This window comes from Pseudomonas fluorescens (assembly GCF_001648775.1).
GTDB lineage: Bacteria > Pseudomonadota > Gammaproteobacteria > Pseudomonadales > Pseudomonadaceae > Aquipseudomonas > Aquipseudomonas fluorescens_M.
The window spans coordinates 267,007-283,316 of record NZ_LVEJ01000018.1; the positions used below are offsets into that span (position 1 = coordinate 267,007).

The 16,310-nt window shown below is 59.1% G+C and carries 14 protein-coding genes and 1 pseudogene; 3 read left to right on the top strand and 12 right to left on the bottom strand.

The window, feature by feature from the left end; all coding sequences use genetic code 11:
• Positions 1-3: 3 nt before the first annotated feature.
• The 6 genes from A8O26_RS17370 to A8O26_RS17395 all read right to left on the bottom strand — a co-directional run bounded on the left by A8O26_RS17370 (position 4) and on the right by A8O26_RS17395 (position 7,364).
• Complete coding sequence (locus A8O26_RS17370; protein ID WP_064119081.1) at positions 4-1,683, bottom strand: hypothetical protein; 1,680 nt, start codon at positions 1,681-1,683, stop codon at positions 4-6.
• The gene (locus A8O26_RS17375; protein ID WP_064119082.1) at positions 1,683-2,831 is read right to left on the bottom strand and encodes a site-specific integrase; all 1,149 of its coding nucleotides are present in this window, start codon (positions 2,829-2,831) and stop codon (positions 1,683-1,685) included. Before A8O26_RS17375 ends, A8O26_RS17370 begins: the two co-directional genes overlap by 1 nt.
• A 139-nt stretch (positions 2,832-2,970) precedes the next feature.
• A complete protein-coding gene (locus tag A8O26_RS17380; protein ID WP_172828176.1) occupies positions 2,971-4,119 on the bottom strand; it encodes a DUF4350 domain-containing protein in 1,149 nt (382 codons plus the stop codon).
• Between the two features lie 11 nt (positions 4,120-4,130).
• Positions 4,131-5,678, bottom strand: a complete 1,548-nt coding sequence (locus A8O26_RS17385; protein ID WP_064119084.1) for a DUF4129 domain-containing protein — start codon at positions 5,676-5,678, stop codon at positions 4,131-4,133.
• Positions 5,665-6,642 (bottom strand): stage II sporulation protein M, encoded by a 978-nt coding sequence (locus tag A8O26_RS17390; RefSeq protein ID WP_064119085.1) that lies wholly within the window; start codon positions 6,640-6,642, stop codon positions 5,665-5,667. The genes A8O26_RS17385 and A8O26_RS17390 overlap by 14 nt, the downstream gene beginning before the upstream one ends.
• Entirely contained in the window at positions 6,639-7,364 is a 726-nt protein-coding gene (locus A8O26_RS17395; protein WP_064119086.1) for an RDD family protein, read from the bottom strand. Before A8O26_RS17395 ends, A8O26_RS17390 begins: the two co-directional genes overlap by 4 nt.
• A 180-nt stretch (positions 7,365-7,544) precedes the next feature.
• Between A8O26_RS17395 and sbcB the strand changes: the two genes are divergently transcribed.
• Complete coding sequence (gene sbcB / locus A8O26_RS17400) at positions 7,545-8,975, top strand: exodeoxyribonuclease I (RefSeq protein WP_064119087.1); 1,431 nt, start codon at positions 7,545-7,547, stop codon at positions 8,973-8,975.
• 97 nt (positions 8,976-9,072) lie between these two features.
• On the opposite strand, the gene mvaT is transcribed toward sbcB, so the two are convergent.
• The gene (mvaT, locus tag A8O26_RS17405; protein ID WP_007912775.1) at positions 9,073-9,450 is read right to left on the bottom strand and encodes a histone-like nucleoid-structuring protein MvaT; all 378 of its coding nucleotides are present in this window, start codon (positions 9,448-9,450) and stop codon (positions 9,073-9,075) included.
• 326 nt (positions 9,451-9,776) lie between these two features.
• Here mvaT and purU point away from each other — a divergent pair, with 326 nt between their 5' ends.
• Together purU and A8O26_RS17415 are read left to right on the top strand one after the other, a co-directional pair.
• On the top strand, positions 9,777-10,625 hold the full coding sequence (purU, locus tag A8O26_RS17410; protein ID WP_064119088.1) for a formyltetrahydrofolate deformylase: 849 nt from the start codon (positions 9,777-9,779) through the stop codon (positions 10,623-10,625).
• Positions 10,626-10,710: 85 nt separating this feature from the next.
• Positions 10,711-10,890, top strand: coding sequence for a hypothetical protein (locus tag A8O26_RS17415; protein WP_038366703.1), 180 nt, complete (start codon positions 10,711-10,713; stop codon positions 10,888-10,890).
• Here A8O26_RS17415 and A8O26_RS17420 read toward each other — a convergent pair.
• The 5 genes and pseudogenes from A8O26_RS17420 to A8O26_RS30645 all read right to left on the bottom strand — a co-directional run.
• The gene (locus tag A8O26_RS17420; protein WP_064119089.1) at positions 10,874-11,872 is read right to left on the bottom strand and encodes a lysylphosphatidylglycerol synthase transmembrane domain-containing protein; all 999 of its coding nucleotides are present in this window, start codon (positions 11,870-11,872) and stop codon (positions 10,874-10,876) included. The genes A8O26_RS17415 and A8O26_RS17420 overlap by 17 nt on opposite strands.
• Positions 11,869-12,645, bottom strand: a complete 777-nt coding sequence (locus A8O26_RS17425) for a DUF2334 domain-containing protein (protein WP_064119090.1) — start codon at positions 12,643-12,645, stop codon at positions 11,869-11,871. Before A8O26_RS17425 ends, A8O26_RS17420 begins: the two co-directional genes overlap by 4 nt.
• Positions 12,638-13,729 (bottom strand): glycosyltransferase family 4 protein, encoded by a 1,092-nt coding sequence (locus A8O26_RS17430; protein ID WP_172828177.1) that lies wholly within the window; start codon positions 13,727-13,729, stop codon positions 12,638-12,640. Before A8O26_RS17430 ends, A8O26_RS17425 begins: the two co-directional genes overlap by 8 nt.
• 592 nt (positions 13,730-14,321) lie before the next feature.
• Positions 14,322-15,086 (bottom strand): methyl-accepting chemotaxis protein, encoded by a 765-nt coding sequence (locus tag A8O26_RS30640; protein ID WP_371043227.1) that lies wholly within the window; start codon positions 15,084-15,086, stop codon positions 14,322-14,324.
• Positions 15,087-15,179: 93 nt separating this feature from the next.
• A pseudogene (locus A8O26_RS30645) lies at positions 15,180-16,211 on the bottom strand (HAMP domain-containing protein); the annotation flags it as partial.
• Positions 16,212-16,310: the final 99 nt, after the last annotated feature.

The following is a 16,310-nucleotide window of genomic DNA, read 5'->3' on the forward strand; positions in this document are numbered from 1 at the left end:
CCCTCATGCAAAAAGCTCTAGGCTATCGATTAGATCTACCGACCAGAAAAGATGCGGCGTGCTCCTAGCGTGCTCACGGGCGGCCGCCACTGCCGGGGGCTTGAAGATGCCACGCCGTAGTCCTTCGGCAACGATATAGTGATCAATCAAACGGGGGATATGTGCGTATTCACGGGCCCAGCGATGCTTGCTCATGCGAGAGCGCTCGGCTAGCACGCGGAAGTAAAAGCTGAATAGCTTGTAAAGATCTTCAGCAGTTATCGCGTAATGCTTGCAGCGCAGGCAGTTTAGGAAATTCATGCACGTAGCTCCCTCGCGCTGTGGTGCGTATTGGCCGTTCACCGGGTCCGCGCAGCGGCCCATGGGAGTTTCCTTGTAGGTCGTACCGATTGTCCGGGTCAGCAACTCCTGGACTAGTACCTCGCCCATAAATTGCCAATTGCGCCGAATGTTATCGTCAGATGCCAGATAGTTTCGGTCGGTTACCTGTGGTGTACTACCGAGCGCCGCAGCGGTGGTCGTCAGATCGCCGTCGGTTAGCTCAAAAATGCGGTTGGCGAAGGTCTTTCGTATGCGCGATACGTTGATTCGTAATGGTCTTCCGTCGCTGTCGCGTAGACCATAGTTGGTTACTAGGCAACTTATCATCCGAGCTAATGTTTCTGCGCTTAATGCTTTGACTCGTCCGTCACCGTTAGTGTCGTGAGAACGATAAAGCCAAACGCGATTTTTTAGATCATCCGGAGCCTCTGCCTGTAGCGGCTCAGTCAGAACCATTACGCGGCGAATCAGGCGCTCCACGTTGATTCTCACGGTAGGTGTTGATTCTAATAGGCGCTCGGCCTCCGAAACGGCACGCAGGGCCACTTTGCTAGAATTGTACCCACGCCGTTTCCACAGCACCATGAACACCGTGTTCTCTTTGGGGTGTGGGCGCAAGCAGTCACGGTTCATTTCCAGCAGTGGTGTGGTATTGCGTCCGGTATATAGCGCCACTATCAGAAAGGCGTAGGACGCCAGTTCGCTAGTTACAAACGCGTTTTCAAACCAGATCGGCTTGATGGCCTGCTGCAGAGCCACTATTAAAGATTGCCGCTCACGCTTAGACAGACCCGTCTCACCCTTGGCATTGCGGTTGCTGTTCGGAAAGGGATTGCGCGGGAATGTGGCCTCATCACCCGAGACGACTATGCGAATCAGCCCACGCCGACCCAAGGCAAGCAGCACAGACTTGATATGCACGAATCGATTCTTCCGAGTATTGATCGCCCAGCCCATTCCAGCCAGTTGACCTAGATAACCATCGATCAGATTTCGATTAAGATCGGTCAAGGTCAGGCCTCGTCCCAAACTGGTTGCCAGCAGCGAGCAGTAATCGAGAAAAAAGCGAAGCCCGTTTAGACAGTGGCCAGCTATGGTACTTATGGCGATCGCACCTTCTTGGCCTGCGAGAAAACGTTCAATTTGGCGCTGGCAGGCGTAGGTGATAGGGTCGATGCCAGCACCGTACCAACAAGCAAAATCGAACGTTCGGGAGTGCGAGGCATTCCGCTCGAACTTGACCACACTGTTTGCCGGTGGGATCGCCTCGGGCAGAATAGCTACGTTGCCTGAGATATCGGTGGTGTGCTCGACTTGCGGGACGCTCAGATCAGCCTTAGCAAATACCTTGCGCTTGCCCATCAGGCCACCTCCGACAGAGCGTTCAATTCATCGTCATAGGCTAGCACCGCCTCGTCGGCCCTTTCGTTGACCAAGTGCAGGTACACCATGGTTGTCTGAATCGAACTGTGGCCAAGTTGCCGCTGAAGAAACACCAAGGGGTCCAACCCGCTCGCGGGATTACGCTGAAGACTGACCAAGGTATGGGTGGCATAGGAATGCCTGAGCATGTGCGTGTGAACCTTGACGCCGGCCCGCTTGCCTATCTTGCTGATGATCCGGTTGAGGCTCTTGCCATCGTCGCCATAGGGGACCCCGGACTGATTCAGGAGCAGTGTTTGTTGCTGAGTCTTGCTCAGAGAGGCGCGCTCGCCTCGCACTTTCGTCACATAGCGCCAGAGCTCAGTCATGAACTTGCGACTGACATAAATATCTCGCGGCTTGCTGCCTTTGGTCACCATGCCGCTGCCGTCGAATGGATTGAGACGAATGCGGAGATTGCGTTCGGTTCGTGCCGCAGTGTCTGGATCGAAGACATAAACGAGAGGGAAGGCAGCGATTTCTTCTCGGCGCAGACCTGTATGTAGCGCCAGGCGCATCATCATTCGGTGATGGGGGTTCTCCACTGCGGCCAAGAGCGACCTGATCTCAGCCATGCTCAGAAACTTGGGCAGAGCCTTTTGGCTTCGCGGCATCACATCTTTTGCCATTGCTATGCCGCCGCTGGCATCCAAATGGGAGAGGAAGCATGTTTCCCGTTTGACGATGCGCTCCTCATAGGCGAAGGGCAGACGCTTCACCCACCCCTCCTTCAAGGCGTACTCGTAGAACTTGCATATGTATGTTAGGCGCTGGCGAGTGGTGTTCGGTGCCAATTTGCACGTCACCAGACAGTAGTCCCGATAGGCCGCTACAAGGCTCTTTGCCTCGCCACGATCTACGTCGCGCCAGTCAATCTCATGTGTTTGTAGAAAACTGAAGAAATCGTACAGTGCGCGTCCGGTACTGGGCCAAGAACGCTCAGAACCGATGACTCCGCGAAGAAGGTAATGACGAAAAAACTGATTGGCTGGGATGCAACTCTCCATTGAGTCCCATAGCAGAATGGGAAACCCTCGATAAGGTTGCCCAGCGATCACTAAATCCGCTGTAGACCATACAAGCTCCATATGCCGTCCTCCGTGCTAATCAGACCAGAACACTTTGTCTGCTCTGACCAAATCAGGAGATTAGATCGGCCGTAAAAATTATGAGCTTTAAGTGTCGATTTCTAATATCACAGCAATCTAACGCTTGCCCAGTACCGGATCATAGCGTGTTCCTCAAGGTTTGCAGGTGGGCGACCCGGCGGCAGAACTCGGCGCTGGACAGGCGCTTGTCCGGCACCGGGCTCAAGGCCTGGCTGATGGCGCGGGTGGGTTGCCGGGTCAGTCGCGACAACGCCAGCCACTGTTCGGCAACGTTCAGTTGGTCAAAGCCTGGATAGCGGCGTCGGGCGCGGCGCAGCACGTCTTGTTGCAGCGCTTGCAGCAAGGTCTGCTGACCGTTGTGGCGCAACACGAAGTCGCTGCTGGCGCGCAGGTGATCCTGCAATTGTCGACGTCCACTTGGCGCGGGTAACTGAAGCGGGCCGTGGCGTACACCGACGTGCCACAGCCACAGCCCGAGCAAGGCGAGCAGGGCGACGATGGCTTGCGGGAAATAACGCCAGAGCAACGTCAGCAGGCCATCGTGGCGGGTGTTGTAGATCAGCGTGACGTCGGTGTCGGCGCTCAGGTACCAGAGCAACCAGGCGTTGTCGTACTGGGCGATGCTGGTGCTTTTCCACAGCTCGGCGTCGGTGACCACGGTGATCGAACCGAGGCCGTGTGCCAGTTGCATCATGTGCGTCGCCTTGGCGCTGTTGGCCCAGGCTTGCGCAAGGTTCTTCGGGTCGTCGAGGTGGAAGTCGGTGTCGAAGCCGGCATAGGCCGGTGCGTCTTCATCTTCAAGATAGAGCTTGGTCAGTTTCGGCAAGCGGCCCTGCTCCAGATCCTCGGGGGGATCCTTGAGGTCCTTGCTCAGGGACTGATGCAATTGCACCCGATCCAGCAACAGGTCGTTGCTTTGTTTGCTCTGCTCATCCCACAGCGATTCGGCGACAAACACCAGCCGGCCACCGGCGCGTGCCCAGTTCAACACTTGTTCGACCTGACGCTGGGTCATCCTGGAACGATCGTTGAACAGCAGCAGCGTGTGCCGGCGCGGGTCGATATCGGGCAGCACGGCAAGGCTTTCGGCATGGCTGACATGCAGGCCGCGCTCGCGCAAAAACAGTTCGGCTGCCAGATAGGGATTAGCCTGTGCGGCAGGTGACGGGCCGTGATCCACCACTTCCTGATAAGGCCTGGCCTTGATGAACAGAAAAACGCTCAACGCGCCCAGCAGTGCGATGAGCACTGCACCGACGCACGCCATGGTACGGCGACTCAACGCGCCGCTCCGGGGCCGAACAAGGCGCGCCAGCCGTCGCACAATTCCTGTCGCAGATGCGCGGGCGGTGCGCGATGCCCATAAGCGATGTTCTGCCAGTGCGCGGTCAGACTCCGACTGAACGCCACCAGTTCAGGGCGCTGCAATTGCTCGACGTGCGCCAACACCTGGTTCTCGGTGTCGGCAGGTTTCAGGGTCAGAGCAAAATCGTTGAGCAGATGGCTGAGCAGGCCGCGATACAGCAGGCTCAGCGCCGCGCGTGGCTGGGTGTGCCAGAGGTTCTCGGCAGTGGCGGCGATGTCCTCGGGCAATGTTTCCGGGTTCAAGTCCAGACCGAAAGCTTGCTGTGGTGGCGTTGGTTTTGGCTTGTCGGGCAATCTCGGACGCCGACTGACGAACGCCTGCAGAAACTCGCGATAGCGCCAGACCAGCCAGCCAAGCGCTGCGATGACGAGGCCCCACAGCAGCACCTCGATCACGTTGGCCAAGGTATTGAGGTGCTGGCCGTTGAGCCAGCCGAGCAGGGTTTTCAACCATTGCGGCGTTGCAGTGGTTGGCTGTTTTTTGTCTGAAGTGGCCGGATCTTCGCCAAAGCGGTAGCGCGTGACGCTTTCCTTGTTCTTGAACGGCGGCTGTTCCAGCAAGGCCTCGATGCTGTCGTGCGAGGCCTGACTGGTCAGCGGCTGATTCAACAAGCGCGGGGCGTCCGGGCTGCTGTCGGGCTCGCCCGCCCAGGCCGAAGGCAGATTCGGCAGCAACAGACAGACCGCCAGCAATAAACCCAACGCACTGCTGTTCAGGCGCTGGCGCAAGCGGCGGAACACCAGTTCGATGTCCCAGGCTTCCAGTTGGGTGCGCCGGTTTAGATAAAGGCTGAAGCCGCAGGCGACGTAGATCGGCTCCCACACCACCAGCACCAGTGCATAAAAAGCGTTGGTCAGGTGTTCGAGCCAGCGCCAGTCGTGATCCGCCGCAAGGATCAGCGCTTGCCAGTCCCAATCGGTTTCGATCTGCTGCGGCAGCAACATATAGAACAACACCATCAGGCCGATCCACAGTGCGGTTTCCAGATGCACGCCGATGAGGGTCAGCCATTGCGCGGCCCCGGCGTTGCGTTGCAACAGCACGTGCAGGCGTTGTTGCCGGGCGCTGCCGTCGAGGCCTTCGAGTTGCATTACCGGCAGCAGGAAGCTGCGGCTGAAACTCAGTCGGCGCCACGTCAGGCTGGCCAGCAGTTGTGGCTTGAGCAGGCGTGGCCATGCGCGCAAGGCTTGCTTGAGTGTCGGCGTTTCCCCGAAGAGCGCCTTCGAGAGGATGTACAGCGGCAGGCGTTCGTAGGCCGGTTTCAGCCACCAGAAGATAAACACTGCCAGTGACGGCGAATCCCACAGTAACAGGCTGAGCAGGGCAAACAGCGGCAGGGTGACGATCGCCCAACTGGTCATCAACAGGCGTCGATGCTGTTGGCTCATGAGCACGCCGAGGTCCATGGCTTCCCACGTCGTGCGTGGCCGGATCACCACCGTGGCGTCACTCAGGCGCATGGCGGGTCCTTCCGGCAAACAACAGATAGCTCGCGACAAATACCCACAGGCCGGCACCCACCAGGTATTTGGTGTGTGGGGCGATGCTGGTTTTCGACGACCAATACGCCTCAATGAATGCCGCGATCAGCAGGAACAACATCACCCCGCAGATCAGTAGTACGCTTTTGCGCGCCGCGCGTTTCAATGCTTCGGCGCGGGTCAGCCGTCGCGGTGCGATCAGGGCCCAGCCGAGTTGCAGGCCTGCCGCGCCGGCGAGGGCAATCGCGGTGAGCTCAAAGGCGCCATGGGCGATGACGAAGGACCAGAAGGTCTGGCCGAAGCCGATTTCGCTCAGATGCCCGGCCACCGCGCCGATGACCAGACCGTTGTAGACCAGAAAGAACGCACTGCCTACGCCCAGCAACAAACCGCTGGCGAAGGTCTGGAAGGCGATGCCGATGTTGTGCATCACGTAGTAGCCGAACATCACCCAGTCTTCACTGGCCGCGCGTTCGGCGGTGCGCCCGAGGTGGCCGGCGACCGGATCGTACATGCCTTGCATTTCGCGCACCTGATCGGCGGGGAGCAGGTTGTAGACCAGTTCCGGAAACCCATACACCAACACGCCAACACCGATCAGGCTGCCGAAAAACAGCAGGGCAGCGACCAGCACAAAAGGCCATTCGGCGCGGACCAGACGTGGAAAATCAGCGAGGATGAAACTCAGCAGGTTGGCGCCGAGCCGACTGCGATGCCGGTAGAGTTGTTGATGCCCGCGCCATACCTGGCGCTGCAGCGAGTCGATCAGAAAACTGCTGTAACCACGTTCCTGGGCCAACGCCAGATGCTGGCAAAGTCGGCGATAGGCTTTGGGGAAACCGGCGACCTGCGAGGTGTTCTTGCCGTGTTCAAGGCGTTCGAGGGCGAGGGTAAAACGCTCCCATTCGGCCTTGTGGCGACTTTCGAAAAGGCTCTGCTTCATGTCGGGCCCAACAAGCCGCGGGCGATGCCGTTGAGTTCGGTGACCGCTTTGGGCGCGCTAATGTGCAATGGTCCCGCCAGCAGGCCTGCCAGTTCATTGACCCGCGCCGGCGTTAACTGCGCCTGGCGTTCGGCAAATCCGAGTACGGCGCGTTGTTCGCTGAGCGTCAGGGCGACGGGCGAGCGACGGGGTTCGGCCTCTGGCAATTGCGGGCGAGTCAGCGGGCGTTCGCTGTAGATCACCAGCGTGCCGGCAGCCATGTCGCCAAGGCGTTTGAAGGTCGGATGTTGCAGGCAACTGATCGCGCCCAGGAAGTAGCCAAACGGCAGCAGATCGACGAAGCGCAGCAGATTGCGCAGCAGCGAGGCTGACCAGCCGACCGGTGTGCCGTCCTCATGCACCACGCGCAGGCCCATCCACTGCTTGCCCGGCGAACGGCCCTGGCGCAGCACCTCGAACAGCACCATGTACCACCAACTGATCGCAAACAGCAGCAGCGAGCCGAGGCCCATGCCGAGCTTGCCGAGAAACGCCAGCGCGATGAACAACACCGACAGGATCGCCCCGCGAATGCCCAGATCGATGGCGAAGGCCACCGCCCGCACCATCAGCCCGGCGGGCCGCAACGGCAGGTCGATGCCTTCCGGCGTTTCGACCTGATGCCGCGTATCCAGCGGCGGGGCCAGCGATGCTTTCCTTGGCGTTGCTGTGGGCTCGAGCATGGGCTACCTGATGTTCGCCTGTCTGAGTGCAAGTGCATCCGATGCTAGCAGCCTCTCGGGGTGAAACGACATAACTATGTATTGCACAGCGTATGACACGAGGTATTTGAATGTTTCAAGGCTGGCCGCGACCGCGCTTGAGCGCCTAGACTTCGCCGATCTTCAGTTCAGGAACCGCCCGTGACTTCTATCTTCTGGTACGACTACGAAACCACTGGCATCAATCCCCGCAGCGATCGGCCGTTGCAGGTGGCCGGGATTCGCACCGACCACGCGCTCAACGAAATCGATGCGCCGGTCAACCTCTACTGCCAGCCCAGCGAAGACATCCTGCCGCATCCGGCAGCGTGCGCCATTACCGGCATCACGCCGAGCCAGCTCGCCGAGCACGGCTTGAGCGAAGCCGATTTCATGACCCGGGTGCATGCACAACTGGCGGCACCGGGCACCTGTGGCGCCGGTTACAACACCTTGCGTTTCGACGACGAGATGACGCGTTACAGCTTGTATCGCAATTTTTTCGATCCTTATGCCCGTGAGTGGCAGGGCGGCAACAGCCGTTGGGATCTGATCGATGTGGTCCGGGCTGCCTACGCGCTGCGCCCCGATGGTCTGGTCTGGCCGACCGACGATGAGGGCCGGGTCACGCTCAAACTCGAACGCCTGACCGCGGCCAACAACATTGATCATGGGCATGCCCACGAAGCGTTGTCCGATGTGCGCGCAACCATCGCGCTGGCGCGTTTGATCCGCGAGAAACAGCCGAAACTGTATGACTGGCTGTTTCAATTGCGCAGCAAACAGAAAGTCATGGATCAGATTCGCCTGTTGCAGCCGTTGGTGCACATCTCCGGGCGTTTCTCGGCGGCGCGCAGTTACGTCGGTGTGGTCCTGCCGCTGGCCTGGCACCCGAAAAACCGCAACGCGTTGATCGTCTGCGACTTGCATCTGGACCCACAGGGTTTGCTCGATCTGGACGCGCAAACCCTGCGTCAGCACTTGTACACACGCCGCGACGACTTGCCTGAAGGCCAATTACCGGTGCCGCTCAAGCTGATTCACATCAATCGTTGCCCGGTGGTTGCGCCGCTGGCGGTATTGCGCCCCGACGATCAACAGCGGTTGGGTCTGGACATGGCGCTTTATCAGGCGAGGGCGCTGCGACTAACTGACGCACAACAAGTTTGGAAAGATAAAGTTGCGGCGATTTATGCCAGTGAAGATTTCACCCCCAGCGAGGATCCGGAACAACAGTTGTACGACGGATTTATCGGTGACCGCGACCGGCGTCTATGTGAGCAAGTGAGGACGGCTGATCCTGCTCAATTAGCGCAAGAGCAATGGCCGTTCGATGACGAACGTTTGCCCGAATTACTCTTTCGATATCGAGCGCGTAACTTTCCGGACACGTTGAATTCTGAAGAGCAAGAACGTTGGAGACTATTTTCTCAGGCGCGTTTGTCCGCACCTGAATGGGGCGCTCCGAATACCTTGCAATCTTTTACAGAGGCCGCCGCGCAATGGATGCTTAGTGCGACACCGATGCAGAGAGATGTGCTCATCGAATGGCAGAATTATGTCGAGGCATTACGCAAACGTTTGAATCTTTGAAAACGAACATTGCCGGCAGTGAAATGCCGGGCATAAAAAAACGCCAGCATTCGCTGGCGTTGTTTTTTCGCGGATCGCTCTGCGAAGGCGTTGCGGCTTAGCCCAGCAGGGTAGCCCAGCCTTCAACCACGTCACCGCCCCACTTGGCTTTCCACTCTTTCAGAGTCTTGTGGTTGCCACCTTTGGTTTCGATGACTTCGCCGTTGTGCGGGTTTTTGTATTGTTTAACTTTGCGAGCACGCTTGGTGCCAGTAGTTTTTACTGCGCCGCCGCGAACTGCTTTGGTTTTTGCTTCCGGGTCCAGCAGCGCGATGATGTCACGCAGGGATTTGGAGTATTCACCCATCAGGGTGCGCAGTTTGCCTTCGAATTCCAGCTCGGCTTGCAGTTTGTCGTCTTGCGACAGATTCTTCAAACGGGCTTGCAGCTCTTTGATAGCTTCTTCGGTGGCGCGATATTCGTTGATCAAGGACATGATTACTACCTTAGTAGAGTGCTGAATGGCAGGGGACAGTGGCGCAATAATAGTCAGGCTGTTTCATCAAGTAAACATTTAACCGGACTTTTTATTTAAATTAGTTACGAGAATTAGCGGCAGATTGAATGTTCAGTTAAATAGTGTGATGCAGTCATCACAGATATTCACAGTTGTCTGATCGAAGCCGCCAGCCTCCTGACGATTGGCCCGCGCCCCAAAGGCGTACGCCGAGGCATCTGCCAGGGCAACGGTCATCAATACTGCAGTTTTCCTGCGCAGTCGCTAGAATGGCGGCCTTTGCGAAGTTCTGGAGTTTCCCCCTCATGCGCACTTTTCGGCTGGTGATCTCTTGCCCCGACCGCGTTGGCATCGTTGCCAAAGTCAGTAACTTTCTGGCGTCCCACAACGGCTGGATCACCGAAGCGAGCCACCATTCGGACAATCAGAATGGCTGGTTCTTCATGCGTCACGAAATTCGTGCCGACTCGCTGCCTTTCGGTATTGAAGTATTGCGCGAGAAGTTTGCGCCGATCGCCGAAGAGTTCTCGATGGACTGGCGCATCACCGACACCGAGCAGAAGAAACGCGTTGTGCTGATGGCCAGCCGCGAATCGCACTGCCTGGCTGATCTGCTGCACCGCTGGCACAGCGACGAACTGGATTGCGAAATCTCCTGCGTGATTTCCAACCACGACGATCTGCGCAGCATGGTCGAGTGGCACGGCATTCCTTATTACCATGTCCCGGTCAACCCGCAGGACAAGCAACCGGCGTTCGCCGAAGTGTCGCGTCTGGTCAAACAGCACGACGCCGAAGTCGTGGTGCTGGCGCGTTACATGCAGATCCTGCCGCCGGAACTGTGCCGCGAATACGCGCACAAGGTGATCAACATTCACCACAGCTTCCTGCCGTCGTTCGTTGGCGCCAAGCCGTACCACCAGGCATCCCTGCGTGGCGTGAAACTGATTGGTGCGACCTGCCACTACGTCACCGAAGAGCTGGACGCCGGTCCGATCATCGAGCAGGACGTGGTACGCGTCAGCCACAGCGACAGCATCGATGACATGGTGCGTTTCGGCCGTGACGTCGAGAAGATGGTGCTGGCTCGTGGCCTGCGTTATCACCTCGAAGATCGCGTGCTGGTGCACGGCAACAAGACGGTGGTGTTCTGATCGAACCCACGCAGGCTTGAAAAACCAAGGGTCTGGGCGTTCAATCGCTCAGACCCTTTTTCATTCAAGCCCCGAGGAAACCTTCATGAGTGATCCACTGGACAAAGCCACTTCCAAAGCGCCGGCGACATTGGGCGAGGGGTGTTTGAGTCGATACGATCCCGAGGACATGAGCCCGGAGGATGGCACCGAGTTTCCCGGCGCTGCCGAGTTGTGGGAACAACTCCAGGAAGAGCGTCAGGACGACGTCAAGAAGCCTGTCTGACGTTCATCAACTTCTTCAACAGCGGCCTACCCAACATCAACAGAAACACCGGGCCACCGACCAACAGATAAAAGTAATACGTCACCACCCGCCAGATCAGAATCGCCGCTGCGGCGGTGGATTTCCCTACCATCGGCGCCAACAGTGCCGCCGAGGTCAGCTCCGCCGCCCCCGCACCGCCCGGCAGCAAGCTGAACTGGCCAGCGCCCAGCGAAAGCATCTGCACCAGAAAACTCCACGCCCACTGCAAGTCCGCGCCCAGGCCGCGCAACGCCAGATACAGCACGCTGTAACGCAGCAACCAATGCACGCAGGTCAGGGCGAATACTTTGCTCAATGTTTGCCAGGGCAACTTCAATGTATCGGTGAACGCCGCGAGAAAGTGCAGCAACTTGCGCGCCCAACGACGACGCGTGCCGGCTTTGACGTTGATCCTCGCCAGCAGGCGACCGCTCAGGCGAATCAAGCGGCGGTGATAACGCGCCAACAGCACACAACTGAACAAACCGCCGAACAGCGAAATCGCACTGACGGTCAGCAGCCACTCGAGGCGATCGCTGAGGTGCTGGAACAGCGCGTAAATCAGAATCCCGCTGAGAGCGCAGAGAAAGAACAGCAGATCGCTGAGCTGATCCATGGCAAACACTGCGCTGCCGCGAGCCGGGCGCACACCGGAGCGGGCCAGCAGGGCCATGATCGTCAACGGCCCGCCGCTGCCGCCGGGCGTCGCGCAGTAGGCGAACTCGGCGGCCATCACCACGCCAAGGCTTTGCAGCGGCGTGACGCGCTCGCGCTGATCGCCGAGCAGCAAGCGCAGGCGCAAGGTATTGATGCCCCAGCACAACAAAATCATGCCGAACATGATCAGCAGCCAGTGTAACGGGAAGCTTTGCAGCCGCGCCCAGGTGTCGCCGCCGCCCAGTACAACCGGGATCAACACTGCTGCGAACAGGCCGATCAGCAAGAGAATACCGCGACTCATGCGGCGCATCCCTGTTGACCGCGCTGTTGGGCGAGCCAGTGGATTTTGCTCATCGGTACGCGTCCTTCATTCAGTAGTCGTTCGAGGGTGTGCAGCCAGTAATGACGGGAAAAATCGTGGCGCATGTCCACTGGGTGCAAGCCTAGCCGAATCACCGGCGCCTCGCGCCAGCGCTGTTGACGCTGCTCGCTGACAATCTTCGACAGGCCACGGCGCCAGGCATTGCGGGCGCTCCAGACCAGACCCGGCGCATCAATGGCGGTGAACTCCGGCAAACGATAAAGATGCTGCGGATCACTGGTATAGCGCAACGGCAGCTCGCGCAGGGCCTGGCGGGTGCCGTCGCTCATCAGCCACGCCGGGGCAACGAAACCGTGCAGCGGCCAGTCGTGGCGCTGGAACATGTCGATGCCGGCGCGCAGGCGGGCGAGGGCGGTTTCACGGGACAAACGATAAAACTCGCCCTCATGGGTGTAAACGCGGCGCATGAACCAATCGCGCGGTGTCGTCGGGCCGGGCTCCTGGTCATCGTGGAAGTAACCATGCAACGCCAGCTCATCGCCACGGGCGACGCGCGCATCGAGCATTCGACAAAATGCCGGGTGATCGTCGAGGGCGTTGTGCCGGTGGAAGTCCGGTACGAGCAACCACGTCATTGGCACGTTGCCCATCGCGTCGACGGCCTCGACAAACGGTTGGTAATCCGCCCAAGTCGACGGGGCCACGTCGTGCAGCACCAACAACAGGGCGCGGCGATTCAGCGACTCAGCCATTGGCCACCCGTGGCAGCGTATGCCCGAGCACGGCGTGATAGTGGCCCAGCAGGCTGTCGACCACTGTGTCCCACGCATAGTGGGTTTCGACATGCTGGCGTGCCTGGGCGCCGAGTTTGGTACAGCCGCGACTGAACAATTCGCGCACGGCATTGGCCATCGCCTGCGGGTTGTTCGGTGCGCAAAGCAGGCCGCAGGTCTGCGTGACGATCTCTTCGAACGCTCCGGCGGCCACGGCTACCACCGGAATGCCGCAGGCCATGGCTTCGAGGATCACCAGACCGAAGGTTTCCTGATCGCCGGCATGCAGCAATACATCCGCACTGGCCATCAACTGCGCGACGCGTGGCGCCGGGCAGAACTCATCGATCACGCTGACATTGTCCGGTACGGCGGCGGGCATTGACGAGCCGACCAGCAGCAAGTGATAGCGCGGGCCGAGGCGTTGCATGCATTTGAGCAGCACCGGCAGATTTTTCTCTTTCGAACCGCGCCCGGCAAAAATCAGCAACCGGGCGTCTTCGGCGATGCCCAGTTCTGTACGCAGTTGCGGGTCGCGGGCATTGGGGTGAAAAGTCTGCAGATCAACGCCCAGTGGTTGCACGTAGACATTGCGTACGCCGAGGCTGCGGAGCTTGTTGGCCATGACCTGGCTTGGCGCCAATACCCGGTCGAAGTTGCCGTAAAGCCTGGTGACATACGCCTCGATATTCGGCATGACCCAATGGCCCATGCGATTGCCGACCAGCAGGGGTAGATCCGAGTGATAAAAGCCGATCACCGGCACATCCAGTTGTCGCCGCGCATCCAGTGCGGCCCAGGCGGTCAGGTAGGGATCGCCGACCTCGATCAGCTCGGGCTGCAAATCGTGCAGCACGTTGCGCCAGGGGGCGAGGCGCAGGGGGAATCGATAACCTTTGCCGAAAGGCAGGGCGGGGGCGGGAACCGTATAAATGCCATCGTGTTCGCTGAACTGCGCGCCGGGGATCAACAGGCTGTGGCGAATGCCGGGCTTGACGCTCAACCGGCGGTGTTTGGCATCCAGATAGGTGCGCACGCCGCCGCTGGCCGGGGCGTAGAACATGGTGATGTCGGCGATATGCACGGTGATCAACCCTCCGCTGCGTGGTTCTCCCTTGGTTGACCTTTATCAAGAATAGATGTTCGGTCGGGATTGCGCGGTGGGGCTGAACAGCTGAAAAGCCCCTCACCCTAGCCCTCTCCCGGAGGGAGAGGGGACTGACCGAGGTGTTTGGGCTTTATGCATCGACCTGAAAGTCTTCAGTCGAACTCAGGTTTGAACAGCCCGAAGATCAGCTCCCTTTCCCCCTCGAGGGGACTGACCGAGGTGTTGGGCTTAATGCATCGACCTGAAAGTCTTCAGTCGAACTCAGGTTTGAACAGCCCGAAGATCAGCTCCCTTTCCCCCTCGATGGGACTGACCGAGGTGTTTGGGCTTTATGCATCGACCTGAAAGTCTTCAGTCGAACTCAGGTTTGAACAGCCCGAAGATCGGCTCCCTTTCCCCCTCGGGGGGACTGACCGAGGTGTTGGGCTTAATGCATCGACCTGAAAGTCTTCAGTCGAACTCAGGTTTGAACAGCCCGAAGATCGGCTCCCTTTCCCCCTCGCCCCCTTGGGGGAGAGGGCTGGGGTGAGGGGGTAGGCCTTTGATCTTAAATGCGGAAGCTGCCAACCAGTTGTTTCAGCCGCGAAGCCTGCTGCTCCAGGTCCGAACACGCCCGCAACGTCGCTTGCAAGTTCTCCACACCTTCCTGGTTCAGCGTGTTGATCTCGGTGATGTCGACGTTGATCGACTCGACAACAGCGGTCTGCTCCTCGGTCGCCGTGGCCACCGACTGGTTCATCCCGTCGATCTCGCCAATGCGCTGCGTCACGCTGTTCAAGCGCTCACCGGCGAGGTTGGCAATCTCGACGCTGTCCTGACTGTGACGCTGGCTGTCGCTCATGGTGCTCACCGATTCACGGGCGCCGACTTGCAGCTCCTCGATCATGGTCTGCACCTGTTGCGCCGATTCCTGGGTGCGATGGGCCAGATTACGCACTTCATCCGCCACCACGGCAAAACCACGGCCGGCCTCACCGGCACGTGCCGCTTCAATCGCCGCGTTGAGCGCCAGCAGATTGGTTTGCTGGGAAATGCTGGTGATCACTTCGAGAATCTGCCCGATGTTCACGGTCTTGCTGTTCAGCGACTCGATGTTGCTGCTCGACGCGCTGAGCATGCTCGACAGTTGATTCATCGCTTTAATGCTGCGATCCACCACTTGCTGGCCGTCTTCAGCCAGGCCGCGTGCGTCACTGGCCTGATTCGAGGCCTGCGCGGCGTTGCGGGCGATTTCCTGTGCGGCGGCGCCGAGTTGGTTGATCGCTGCCGCCACGCTGCTGGTGCGCGAGGCTTGCTGGTCAGAGTTATACATCGACGAATTCGACGCAGCGACCACGCGCAGGGCGACTTCGTTAACCTGACCGGTTGCCGAAGACACTTCGCGGATCGAACCGTGAATACGCTCGACAAAACGGTTGAACGCCGTACCGAGCACACCAAATTCATCGTTATTGACGATGGTCAGGCGTTTGGTCAGGTCGCCTTCACCGTCGGCGATGTCTTCCATGGCGCGAGTCATCACGTGCAACGGCTGGATCAGAATGCGGATCAGCATGCCGAGCAACGCGATGATAATCGCCACCGCGATCACGGTGGCAATCACCGCCGAGGTACGGAACTGGCTGAGCATGGCGAATGCCTGGTCTTTATCCACCGACAGACCGATGTACCAGTTCACCGACGGCAGGCCTTTGATCGGCGCGAAGGTGACGATGCGGGTCTTGCCATCGACAGTGACTTCGCTGAAGTCGCTGCTGATGCGCGGGGTGTCCTGTGGATAGGCTTCTTTCAGTGATTTCATCACCAAGGCCTTGTCCGGATGCACGAGGATCTTGCCGTCGGCGCTGACCAGGAACACATAACCCATGCCGTCGAAATCGCGGGCGGCGAGGGTGTCGACCAGCGATTGCAGGCTCAAATCGCCGCCGACCACGCCGACGCTCTGGCCGGCCTTTTTCGAGGCGGTGGCGATGGAGATGATCAATTGGCCGGTGGCCGCGTCGATGTACGGTTCGGTCAGGGTCGAGGTGCTGCTGCCCTCGGCGCCTTTGTACCAAGGGCGCACGCGCGGATCGAAACCGTCGGGCATTTTCGTGTCCGGACGGATGGTGAAGTGCCCGGTGGCATCGCCCAGATAGGTGGCCATGAACGTCGAGGTCAGGGTTTTCTGTTCCAGCAGACTGGCGACGTTGGCGGGCTCGGGGTTGATGGCGATGTTCTGGGCGGCGTTCTCGACCAGCAGAATGCGGCCGCTGAGCCAGGTCTGGATATTGCCGGCGGTAACCTCGCCCATCTCGTTGAGATAGTTGTTCAGGTCATCGCGGATCGCATTGCGCTGCAACCAGTCGTTGTACAGCGTAAACGAGGCGAAGGCGGCGATGACGATGAGGGCGGCGGCAAGCAAAATTTTATGGCTGAAGCGCAGATTTTTGTTCATGGCTTGGGGTTCCGCTAAGGTCTTAATGTCCAGGGCGTGCTTTTATAGAGGCGCGCAAAATGGGCAAGGGTGAAAACAAGCTGATATTTCCGTCTCTCC

Bases quoted from the DNA above. Each gene is read 5' to 3' on its own strand.
- A8O26_RS17370 (WP_064119081.1), bottom strand. From the start codon at position 1,683: ATGGGCAAGCGCAAGGTATTTGCTAAGGCTGATCTGAGCGTCCCGCAA.
- A8O26_RS17375 (WP_064119082.1), bottom strand. From the start codon at position 2,831: ATGGAGCTTGTATGGTCTACAGCGGATTTAGTGATCGCTGGGCAACCT.
- A8O26_RS17380 (WP_172828176.1), bottom strand. From the start codon at position 4,119: ATGGCGTGCGTCGGTGCAGTGCTCATCGCACTGCTGGGCGCGTTGAGC.
- A8O26_RS17385 (WP_064119084.1), bottom strand. From the start codon at position 5,678: ATGCGCCTGAGTGACGCCACGGTGGTGATCCGGCCACGCACGACGTGG.
- A8O26_RS17390 (WP_064119085.1), bottom strand. From the start codon at position 6,642: ATGAAGCAGAGCCTTTTCGAAAGTCGCCACAAGGCCGAATGGGAGCGT.
- A8O26_RS17395 (WP_064119086.1), bottom strand. From the start codon at position 7,364: ATGCTCGAGCCCACAGCAACGCCAAGGAAAGCATCGCTGGCCCCGCCG.
- mvaT (WP_007912775.1), bottom strand. From the start codon at position 9,450: ATGTCCTTGATCAACGAATATCGCGCCACCGAAGAAGCTATCAAAGAG.
- purU (WP_064119088.1), top strand. From the start codon at position 9,777: ATGCGCACTTTTCGGCTGGTGATCTCTTGCCCCGACCGCGTTGGCATC.
- A8O26_RS17415 (WP_038366703.1), top strand. From the start codon at position 10,711: ATGAGTGATCCACTGGACAAAGCCACTTCCAAAGCGCCGGCGACATTG.
- A8O26_RS17420 (WP_064119089.1), bottom strand. From the start codon at position 11,872: ATGAGTCGCGGTATTCTCTTGCTGATCGGCCTGTTCGCAGCAGTGTTG.
- A8O26_RS17425 (WP_064119090.1), bottom strand. From the start codon at position 12,645: ATGGCTGAGTCGCTGAATCGCCGCGCCCTGTTGTTGGTGCTGCACGAC.
- A8O26_RS17430 (WP_172828177.1), bottom strand. From the start codon at position 13,729: ATGTTCTACGCCCCGGCCAGCGGCGGCGTGCGCACCTATCTGGATGCC.
- A8O26_RS30640 (WP_371043227.1), bottom strand. From the start codon at position 15,086: ATGTATAACTCTGACCAGCAAGCCTCGCGCACCAGCAGCGTGGCGGCA.